We start from the raw sequence: 10,856 nt of genomic DNA on the forward strand, positions 1-10,856 counted from the left end.
CCTTTTTTATCTATCACTCATGACCATTACTTTGTGCTTGTATTAACCCTCTACAATTCAGCTATTCCGTTCAAGGTACATACTAGTCATAAAATAGTTTGAGAATTTGGGACTTCCGCCGAGTTCCACATGGCTAATCTTACGATATAATTCTCCCGCCTTAGCGAGCTCATTGTGATCAATTAGAGCCAAAAGTGCTCCAACATGGGCGGCGTTACCAACTGTCTTAATCTTTTCTGGAGCGATATCAGGCACTAGTCCAATATTTAAAATATTGTTGGCCTTAAGGTAGGTTGCAAACGTTCCCGATAACGTCACTGAATCAAGTTCAGCTAAAGATATTTTCGCAATTTCTACCAGCGTTTTAATCCCTGCGCAAACCGCACCTTTGGCCAATTGCAATTCTCCGATGTCTTTTTGATTTAATGTCACATCAAACCCTTGATTAGCTCCATATGTCAGGACAAATTCACGCCCATTCTCACCCATCCGAATCCTTCTGCTTAACTCAGGTGATAAACCTTGAACCTTCTCAGGATCAACTATCTTCCCCTGTTTGTTAACGACCCCAACCTTTCTCATCTCGTCGATACCCTCAATCAGACCTGATCCGCAAATTCCGATGGGTTCCTGATCGCCGATTACTTGACAGCTTACCGTACCCTCTTCCGTTAGTGTCACACTTTCAATAGCGCCAATTTTTGCCCTCATTCCATGAACTATACCTGCACCCTCAAATGCTGGTCCAGCAGCTGTGGAACAAGCTATCATCGTGTCATCAGTTTTTAAAAATAATTCACAGTTGGTTCCCAAGTCAATAAGCAAGTGATTACCAGGTTCCAGTATCTCAGATGCCCCCATTATTGCCCCAGCAGTATCGGCACCAACGAAACTTCCAATGTTCGGCAGAAAATTGATTCTTGCTTGAGAATTAATATCCATTCCCAATTCGTCAGCCGTGAATTCCAACGGCCTATTACAAACGGAGACGAAAGGTGAAACCGCCAAATGTGTAATTTCCAGCCCGATAAAGAGATGATGCATCGTAGTATTGCCCACTATCGTCATCTTGTATATTTCGTTCTTAGTAACATTAGTTTGGGCTGCAAGTTCTTCTAGCAAGTGATTAATTGTTCTTCGGATAGAAGCACGCAAAGTCAAAGCTTTCTCTTGACTTTCCCGTGCATATGTAATACGTGAAATCACATCTGCGCCATAAGCAGTTTGTTCATTTTCAGCAGAGAGAACCTTCAGGATATCCCCCCGATTCAAATCGACCAAGGCCACAGCCACACTGGTTGTGCCAATATCAATTGCAACTCCATAAAACCGTTTTGTTGTATCTCCTGCTTCAATATCCAGAATTTCGTTCCCATACACCGTAGCAGTTAACGCGAAATCGCCCTCACGCAAGACATATGGAACTTTGCTGAGGGTATGAATACTGGCCTTGGGATAGTTCTTACCTGTAACGATGCTTAGCTCATCCACAAAACGGTCCCAGTCTCCCCTTTCATCGGCTAGTGATGGTATACTGGACTTCACAAACACCTTTTCAATTCCCGGATCTAAGGTAGTCGCCTTTAAACCGAGGAGAACACTTTCTTTCCTATCTTGGCTTGCTACGAAATTGAGTTCAATGACCATTCCTTCTTCTGGTTTCACTGCACATGCGAGTCGAACTCCAGACTTTAACTCCGTGTCATTGAGATGCTCTAAATCACGGTCATTTGGTGGAGATACATGTCTCGTAATCCGAACCTTGCATTTACCGCAAGTTCCTTCACCATTACATACGTTCTGTACAGGGAGCTGATGACGAATCAGTGCTTCCATTAAAGATTCATTTTCCATTGTCATAATAACACGATTTGGGAGTATTGTTATCTTCATAATTTACCTCCTACCAACGTATCCACTGTAATCATCCGTCCTAGTCCAAAATATGGGGTATTTTGATGGGACCATGACCTAGAGGCCAATGACATCTCGCGATACATTGACCTCATTTAATAATTTAAACTTCCTGAACCGTATGCGTCCGATACTTAAAGCTTAAAATTCGAATTGTTTGTTGCGAAAAGCTTTAAGATAATTAGCACAATATGCGTCTCGTCCGGCCAGTGACTCCGCCGTCACAATACTAGCCATCATCATCTTATCCAATGGGTCGACTATCATGCCATCCAAACCTTTGGCAATAGCCATAACTGCAAAACCACGATTCATAAATTTCCGTTCTGGCAGGCCATAGGATATATTAGACAGTCCACACATCGTATGAACTCCTTTAAACTGGTTCATAATTGCTTCAACGGAATTAATAAATTCCATAGCGAACGTGTTGTTTACCGAGACTGGTTGTACCAACGGATCTACATAAATGTTGCTAATTGGTACATTGTTTTGGACAAGTCCATTAATAAGTTTATCGGCAATTTTCAAACGGTCAGCCATTGTTTCCGGCATTCCGTCATCACTCATGCAAAGTGCCACAACTTTTAGATCCGTACCTGCAAGCACAGGAACCAATGCTTCATAGCGGGCCTTTTCCAGGGAAATGGAGTTAATCATCGGTACTCCCTTGTGCACTGCATGGGCTGCCGCGATCGCCTTTGGGTCAGGGCTGTCTAAGCAACAGGGGCAATCAACCACTTCCTGAACAGTTTTCACGAGCCATGCAAGATATTCAGGTTCCTTATCGACAAAGATCCCTGCGTTGACATCAATATAATGTGCCCCAGCTACAAACTGATCCTTTGCCACCTTTTGGATAAATTCAACATTTTGTTCTTTGATTGCCGCACCTATGGCTTTACGACTCGCATTAATAAGTTCTCCTACAACTAACATTTCTTTTCCTCCTTCAATTGATAATAAATTCCTTCGATTCTCCTACTTAAATCTTATGATTTGAAGATCTCCCTCTTATGGACTTTTCATGAATATTGTGAGCAAATTTCCTTACGATACTGAAGTGACAGAATTTACTGTCTTAACTGAATACACTGACTTATCCTATTACTATCTTAGTATTTGTTCGTTAATTTTCACATGGATTTTCTTGTTGATTATAGGTCTATCTTATCTTAAATTATTTGTCACGGTTAGTTATATCCTAACTGCACTTTGCATCCGTGAATGTTGCGTGGCGCACAAGTAAGAGAGGAGCATTACCATGCTCCTCTCTTAAAAAACTACCCACAACTAAATAAGTTTTAGTGCCAAATCGACAGCTTTAAATACATCAACTGCATAACCATCTGCATTGATCGCCTGCGCAAAATCCTGGGTGGCCGGATTCCCACCAATAATTATCTTAACTCTATTACGAAGTTCCCTATGCGTGAGTTCCTTTATTGTCTCAGACATCATACCTAAAGTAGTTGTAAGCATAGCAGACATAGCCAGGATATCGGGCTGATGGTCAATAATTGCCTGAACAAAGTCCTCAGGTTGGACATCAATTCCGAGATCAATGACATCTAACCCCGCACCGCGAAACATCATGACGATCAAATTCTTTCCTATATCATGTAAATCCCCAGCTACAGTACCAATTACTACTTTACCTAGTGGAGATTGCTGCGGATTCGACAAGAAAGGCTTCAATTCATGCAACCCAGCATGCATTGCCCTGGAAGCTATTAAGACGTCTGATATATAAATAAGGTTATCTCTAAATTGTCCATCAATTTCTTTCATACCTAAGATTAACGCTTTTTCGAGAACTGTTTGAGGATTTATCCCGTTCTCAATTGCCAATGCAGTGAGAGTTTTGACACGATTTGCCTGTCCCTTTATTAGAGCCTTAGTGATTAATTCTAATTCTAAAGTTATCAATACAGTTCACTCCTCGGTAACTGCATAGTTTACAGAGCATGTTGTCTAAAGCTACTTGGTGTAATTCCCTCAGTCTTCTTAAAAACCCTAGTAAAGTAGGCAGGATCGTCGAAGCCACTCTCTTCAGCAACCTTCATTACATTGTATTTGGGGTCCTTTAACATTTTCTTTGCTTCCTCTACCCTTACCTTCGTGAGGTATTCCGTTAAAGTGCAACCCAATCCTTGTTTGAATATTCTGCTGACATAACATGGGCTGAGATAAACTACCCGCGCTATATCCTCAGTCGTTATCTTATTGCGGAAATTCTTTTTAATATACTCGGCTGCGTACTGAATAGCCTGCTGATTTTTTTGGTCTCTGTTATTATCTATTTGCTTCATATATGTTTCTAACATATCTCTGGACCAGAGGCAAATTTCATCAGTATGCGTTATTTTAAGCAACTCCAGAAAAAACAAAGCGTTTTGCTGTAGTATGACGCTTAAGTCGGCACCTCCATCCACGGCTGCCCTTGAAATAAATACGACTAATTCGACTACTCTTGTCTTGACCGTATCTATGTTTTCCGAATTTCTTTCCAATATATCAACGAGTAATTTTTCAAGAAGCTGTTGGGCCGCCCGCTTTTCTCCATTACGCACTAACGTCTTTAGTTCATGTTCCTTATCCAAGGAATTAATACTATTTGTTCTCGACTCAATTGTACGCATAGCAACTTCTGAACGTTTTCGAGCCTGTATTTCTTCTGCCAGCCTCGCCTGTTGTGCAGTGATGTTCCTTCTTTGCTCCAAGACTGTCAAACCGCTTTTCATGATTTGATTCGCTACAATAAATAACAGATCTGCCGCCGCCTGTACCTTATCACTCGACATTACCTCTAATTGAGCGGCCGCCCACTTGACCCCAGCAACGTCTATATCAAGTCCCTTTACCATTTCCTCAATTTCTTCCAAAAAATAATCTTCAGGCTCCCACATAAGCACTTGTCCACAAATAATGGAGAAAACATATTGATCTAATACAATCGGCGCAGCCCACATAATCAAGCCCGCATGACATCTAAAGATATAGGGCTCTCCATACTTGGCTGCTTCAGTACACGCTTGAGCGTACGAACGCTGACATTTTCGAATTCCGAGGCTATCAGCCCTGATCTTACTACAGAAACTACAGTCCTGAATTTCATGACTAGTAGAAATTAGTGCATTTCCCTTAGTATCAACAAGCATCGCTTTTAAACCTGTAGATTTTGAAAAAGAACATAACACTTTTTCCAGCAGATTCCTCCCTACCAGTTTCTCAAGCCATTGTGATTCTTTTTCTGATGCGATGTTTGTTTGATTCACATTCCCACCTCCGAAGTTAGCTTTGACTTGACAATTACCTAAGAACAAAAGCTCCCCCTACGTCGGCTGCATATGTAAATATGATGGCTATACTAAACATCCTATGAAAGCTCAAATATAATTCCATTGCATAGAGGTCATATTCTAATACGGAATCTGATTTCTGAATTAGCTCGCTATATTTATTATAACATACTGGAGCCATCTAGGGACCATAGAATTTTGAATAGTCTAAAAATAGCGCTCATATCTCGTTAAGGTAATATTATTAGCCCCGTGAGATTTGAGCGCCATAAGAATGTTATGGATTTATTCCTCTGTAAGTCTAAAAAATATCATACATTCCAAGATCATGTTTAGGATTTGCCTTAATCATATCTTTTGTAAACTTAGCTTCGTCATCAGGAATACTTTTGAGTTGCTTTTCAAAAATATCAAGATATTTCGTTTCTTTAGCATTTAGCTCTAAAAGACCGGTTTGGGCTGCTGTACGCAATTCCGTAATCGTTGCACCAGCGGCAATTTTTGTCCGTTCAAAGTGAGTTTTACCTTTAATAATTTCAGCAGCTATTTTCAAAACAACGCTTGGGGTCATAATATAGGCCGTAGGGTCAAACTTATTGTCAGATTCCACAAGGATATCTCTCATTTGAAGTGCAAATCCTTTAACCTTAGCTACGTTCATTTGGCGGCAATCGTAGGCAAGTTGCTCCATGGAGACGGTAGGAGCCATATTACCCAACAACCTAACGTTCTCTACAGATTCATTACTCCAGCAATCAGCCAAGGCCAATGAAACGTTACCAATTGCACTGGAATGCGCACATGCAGCAACTCTTCCTTCCATAGAAATTGGTGTACCAGTAATAGCTTTCAGATATACTCCTTCATAACCGCAGTCTTTATCCGGTCCAACTGCACCCGATTCAACGGCTACCATTGTTCTTACGGCACACATAACCCGGTCGATAGCAGCAAAAACCTTAGGAATAAAATTCTTGTGACCCATTACCATCGAGGTATTGGCAAAACCGCAAGCCGTATCACCAGAAGGTAAAATATTATTGTCAGTCGCAATTTTTACTATTTCATCCCATAAAATTTTCATATCTCGGCAACCGACGACTCCCAAAGAAAACACAGCTTTAGGAAGATCAATATTCATAACTGATTCATCATGCAAATGTTTTCCGCCAATGGATTCGATAGCTAAAAAGTCTGCTCCGTTTGCCGCGCAGCCTTTCATAGTATCCATTACTTGGTCCCATTCTGCGCCCTTGTACATATGTTTAAGGGTTTTACCTTCACGGACATCAACAGGCGTCATTCTTAACAAGCTTTTGAGACCGAACTTAGTTTCATATTCTTTCATGACGCCTTTAACAACTTTCGTAACATCGATACCCCATTGAGGATTAAAGGTACATGGAGGAAGCAGTTCGATTTCAACTAGCATACCAGGAACTTTCAGTTCAACTCCCATAGAGCAGACACCATGAATCATCTCTTCGTACTGCGCCAATACTTTTGGCATAGTTTCTTCTGTTATCATCATCATAGGTAGAGTACAGTTCAGTTCTGGATAAAGCGTCCCTCCACCAATAACCATTCCATTTGCGCATTTGACCGGTTTCTTAGCACTTCCATAAACAAATTCATCCACATTAGTGTAAGCTAGTTCAGTAAACTTTACAGTCACAATATTCCCTCCTAATGTTTCTTTCGCTTAGCGTTTCTTCCGCTCAGTTTAATAACTTAGTAACAAGATCAACCGCCCCAGCAGCATCTGTTGCATAACCATCTGAACCAATATTATCCGCGAATTCTTGAGTAATTGGAGCGCCACCAATAATAACTTTTACATCCTTGCGTAAACCATTTGCTGCTAGTACCTCAATAGTTGTTTTCATTTGCAGCATTGTAGTAGTTAGCATGCATGAAAGTGCAACTATTCCCGCATTATTGGCCTTAACTGCAGCAACGAAATCATCACCTGAAACATCCACACCTAGATCGATTACAGCATAGCCTGAGCATTCAAGCATCATACCGACTAAACTTTTTCCTATGTCATGTAAATCACCAGTAACTGTTCCGATGACAACTGTACCCTTAGTTGTCGTTTCACCGCTCGTTAACAAAGGCTTTACGAGAGCAACGCCTGCTTTCATGGCAGCGGCTGACATCAATACTTCCGGCACATACATATCGTTAACTTTAAAACGAGCACCCACTACATTCATCCCTGCAATAAGTCCATCATTGATAATGGAAAGTGGATCAACCTTTGCACTAATAGCTTTTTGCGTTAAATCAAGAACTACATCTTCTTCTCCCGTGATGACGGCAGTACTTAATCCTGAAAAATCAAACATTTTTTTGCCTCCTAATAAGTTCTTTTAAATTGATTACTAGAGATTAGACATGTTCTGCTTCACATAATCAATAACATCCCTTAAAATCCATAGTCAGTTTTTTATAACATCGTTATAGAAAGAATTACTCGGGCCGAAAACTTTGTTCGCGCTACATGGAAAACACTTCCTTCCCTCAGTTCTCTGGTTTACCAATTAAGTGAATTATGAATCTTCGGAATATATTGTCTTTTCATGTTATTATTGTAGTCCTTTGGATCCTTTCCTCGCTATGGACTATCTTGTTTTTTATTGATAAATCTTTCCCAGTTGTTTTGAAAATGATAATTATCGTCGAGCAAATAAAGGTTAGAATCCCAAGTTTCTTGCTCACAACGTCTAAATCTAGTTGACAACCAACCTTTTAAAAAGTTCTCTTTTGTTATGGATCGATTATAAAAATCCAAGTAAATACAAAATAATCCATGGTAATCGTGATCTACAATTATTAAACTTGCTAGAAGGGCGATAATAGGTATTTGATATGGAGGAATGTACTTATGGTAAAATTCGATATAATCTCTGGCTTCTTAGGGGCTGGAAAGACCACCTTTATTAAGAAAATCCTAAATTCAGTTAATAGGCATGAAAAGATAGTTATAATTGAAAATGAGTTTGGAGAGGTTAGTGTTGATCGCGAGTTCTTAGAAATTGAGGGCTACGAGATTTATGAACTATCCAACGGGTGCGTCTGTTGTAAACTCAAGGGAGATTTCCTGCTCACCCTAAAGCAAATCTTAAATCAAAAGGTAGACAGAATCATCTTTGAACCATCCGGCATCTTCATTCTAAGCGAAATAACCGACCTATTTAAGGACTTCGAGATTTCCTCAAAATGTTTTATTAACACAGTGATAACCGTGGTGGACGCAGAGAACTTTTCAGAACAAATACAGAGCTACTCGTACTTCTTTAAGAGCCAAATTATAAATGCCTCGACCTTAGTTGTAAGCAAAACGAAGTTTCTTAAGCCTAAAGAGGTTGATTTGATTAAAAAAGAGTTACGTGCTTTAAATAATACGGCTATGATACTAGCAAAAGATTGGGCAGAGATATATCCTCAAGAAATCCTGGATCTAATTGATAACAATCCCGCTAGGACTTTGTATGGCGATACCCACTCATCTGGGCATGATTTTGAAACGTTGGGAATTAGGACTTCTAGAGTTTTAGAATTTAACCAGCTGAAGAAAATCCTTGAGAAATGTATAGAGGGAGCATACGGCAATATCATAAGAGGCAAAGGCATCATTAAATCGGGAGATACGTTTCTTGAATTTCAATATGTAGGCGAACATTTTACAATTTCAGAATCAAAAAATGCAACAGTTGGAGTAGTTAGTTTTATTGGCAATAACCTTCAGAAAGTTACACTTAAAGAGGCGTTCTTATAAGCTAAAATCAATACAATACTTACACTCGTTGTTGGTATCTACAAAGAAAATTTCGCCCCTTACTCAGTTTGAGAAGGGGCGAAATTGCATTATTCCCACAGTTCATCCATTAGTTTCTTAACCCGCTCTTTTCGTTTTTTAGTTTCTTCTGGAACTAGGATAATCTTGCCATCAGCCTGAATATCCAAGCAATCCCCAGGTTGGGCTGCCTCCGGAATCTGAGCGCGATCCACGTCAAAGGTGGTTCCATCGCTTCTTTCTAAAACAGCCTTATGGTTGTCCTCTTCCCGTTCAAATACTACAAGCATCACTCTCACCCCGCTTATCACTTATTTTTCAGTTGAAAGTATAACATGCTGTCCGTCAGAAACAGCCGTAACCGTCCCCTGCTGATCTGTTCGATACGTTTTGATGCCATAAGATTTTAGACGATTCAGGATCGTCGAAGTCGGGTGACCGTAATTATTTTGGCCCACTTCGATGACCGCATACATGGGAGATACTGCCTTCAAGAAAGGGGTAGTTGTCGAAGATCTGCTGCCATGATGTCCTATTTTCAAAACTGAAGATTTTAAGTTCACCCCACTGGCGAGCATATCCTGTTCGCTTTCGCCTTCCGCATCCCCTGTAAAAAGAAACGAGGTATCGCCGTAACTAACTTTGAGCACTGCAGAGTAGTTGTTATCTTGGTCGTAAGTATCTTTGACCGGGGCAAGGAGGACCGCAGTTACCCCTACTCCTAGATCCACAGAAACGCCTGCCTTCGCGGGGGTAAACTTAAGTCCCTTGGCCTTTACTGCATTCGCAAAACGTTCCATAGTTACGGTTGCCTTCGTCGGCATCTTAGGTAAGTACACCTCGTCAACAGCATACGTATTAACTACATTATCAAGAGCCGTGATGTGATCTGCATCTTCATGGGTTGCTAAAACACTCAGGTGTTTAATTCCTTTGGTTTTCAAAGTGGACAAAACAGCAGCTTCCCCATCTTTGGGTCCTCCATCGATGAGCAGAACCTTTCCACCTGGGGCTTGAATGAGTGTAGCATCTCCTTGTCCGACATCGATAAAGGTCACGGTCATTTTTCCTGCAACTGGCGCCACCGCTGGCTCCGACGACGAGTTTACCCCATTTGCACACCCAGTCGTGCTTAACAGCAAAGCGCTTAGCAATACAACTCCAGCCCAGCCTATCTTTTTCATGTCACATTTCCTCCCGGTTTGATACTTAACGATCTCCATTATACCCTAGTGATGCGACATAAAAATGTTAGGAGTTAATTTTCAGTCCTTTATGATACGGCTGAGAAACAATTTCTTCGGCCGAATTCAGTGCGTTAAAATAAAGTGAGGCCCACTAACGATCATACATTCGTCAATGGGTCTCTTTCTTGTTATTCCTTGGTTATGTTCATACTAACGTTTTGCGATAAGGCCAAACCTGCTGCAACTTCAACCGTCTTTAGAATTCCAGAAACACCTGGGCAGCTGGGATGAGGGCTATATTTAGCAAACACTTCATAAACTCTCCCCATATGGAGTTTGTTGAAAACTTCTTTATAGGCATTTAGTTCTGTTAATTCCTTCGCGATTTTTTGGTAATTGGGACAATCACTGTTTATCTCCAATTTTACGTTTTGATCGCTATCGCTCACTGCTTTAACATTAATGGTAAATCCGCAGATCCCACAGTGTATTACTCCTGTTGCCATGATAATGTCCCTCCAAAAATCAGTTTCGTGTTTGAACCTGATGCGCTTTTTGACATATTCCTTGAAAAAGCTCATAGCGAATGTGAAGTTGTAGATAACCTGAACTATTTTTTAATCTCCGGAACCTTACTCTCTGGTCGCTTGA

10 protein-coding genes are annotated in these 10,856 nt (G+C 40.7%); 1 reads left to right on the forward strand and 9 read right to left on the reverse strand.

Annotation, left to right across the window (positions count from 1 at the left end; translation table 11 throughout):
* Positions 1–57 precede the first annotated feature (57 nt).
* From DSOL_RS24445 to DSOL_RS24470, 6 genes are all read right to left on the reverse strand, one after another.
* Positions 58–1,893 carry an ASKHA domain-containing protein gene (locus DSOL_RS24445; protein ID WP_075367340.1) on the reverse strand — a complete coding sequence of 612 codons (1,836 nt, stop codon included), beginning with the start codon at positions 1,891–1,893 and terminating at the stop codon, positions 58–60.
* Between the two features lie 162 nt (positions 1,894–2,055).
* Positions 2,056–2,853 carry a methyltetrahydrofolate cobalamin methyltransferase gene (locus DSOL_RS24450; protein ID WP_075367341.1) on the reverse strand — a complete coding sequence of 266 codons (798 nt, stop codon included), beginning with the start codon at positions 2,851–2,853 and terminating at the stop codon, positions 2,056–2,058.
* A gap of 354 nt (positions 2,854–3,207) precedes the next feature.
* A complete protein-coding gene (locus DSOL_RS24455; RefSeq protein WP_075367342.1) occupies positions 3,208–3,843 on the reverse strand; it encodes a cobalamin B12-binding domain-containing protein in 636 nt (211 codons plus the stop codon).
* Between the two features lie 29 nt (positions 3,844–3,872).
* Complete coding sequence (locus DSOL_RS24460; RefSeq protein WP_075367349.1) at positions 3,873–5,192, reverse strand: PocR ligand-binding domain-containing protein; 1,320 nt, start codon at positions 5,190–5,192, stop codon at positions 3,873–3,875.
* 325 nt (positions 5,193–5,517) lie between these two features.
* A complete protein-coding gene (locus tag DSOL_RS24465) occupies positions 5,518–6,891 on the reverse strand; it encodes a methyltransferase MtaB domain-containing protein (protein WP_075367343.1) in 1,374 nt (457 codons plus the stop codon).
* Positions 6,892–6,934: 43 nt separating this feature from the next.
* Positions 6,935–7,567 (reverse strand): cobalamin B12-binding domain-containing protein, encoded by a 633-nt coding sequence (locus DSOL_RS24470; RefSeq protein ID WP_075367344.1) that lies wholly within the window; start codon positions 7,565–7,567, stop codon positions 6,935–6,937.
* A gap of 539 nt (positions 7,568–8,106) precedes the next feature.
* On the opposite strand from DSOL_RS24470, the gene DSOL_RS24475 reads away from it, so the two are divergent.
* Positions 8,107–9,000 (forward strand): CobW family GTP-binding protein, encoded by an 894-nt coding sequence (locus tag DSOL_RS24475; RefSeq protein ID WP_075367345.1) that lies wholly within the window; start codon positions 8,107–8,109, stop codon positions 8,998–9,000.
* Between the two features lie 89 nt (positions 9,001–9,089).
* Here the strand turns inward: DSOL_RS24475 and DSOL_RS24480 are convergent, their stop codons facing one another.
* From DSOL_RS24480 to DSOL_RS24490, 3 genes are all read right to left on the reverse strand, one after another.
* Complete coding sequence (locus DSOL_RS24480; RefSeq protein WP_075367346.1) at positions 9,090–9,308, reverse strand: DUF3006 domain-containing protein; 219 nt, start codon at positions 9,306–9,308, stop codon at positions 9,090–9,092.
* Between the two features lie 21 nt (positions 9,309–9,329).
* Positions 9,330–10,202, reverse strand: a complete 873-nt coding sequence (locus tag DSOL_RS24485; RefSeq protein WP_075367347.1) for a ComEC/Rec2 family competence protein — start codon at positions 10,200–10,202, stop codon at positions 9,330–9,332.
* 191 nt (positions 10,203–10,393) lie between these two features.
* On the reverse strand, positions 10,394–10,711 hold the full coding sequence (locus DSOL_RS24490; RefSeq protein ID WP_075367348.1) for a DUF6951 family protein: 318 nt from the start codon (positions 10,709–10,711) through the stop codon (positions 10,394–10,396).
* Positions 10,712–10,856 lie beyond the last annotated feature (145 nt).

This window comes from Desulfosporosinus metallidurans, assembly GCF_001936615.1.
In the GTDB taxonomy this organism is placed as follows: domain Bacteria; phylum Bacillota; class Desulfitobacteriia; order Desulfitobacteriales; family Desulfitobacteriaceae; genus Desulfosporosinus; species Desulfosporosinus metallidurans.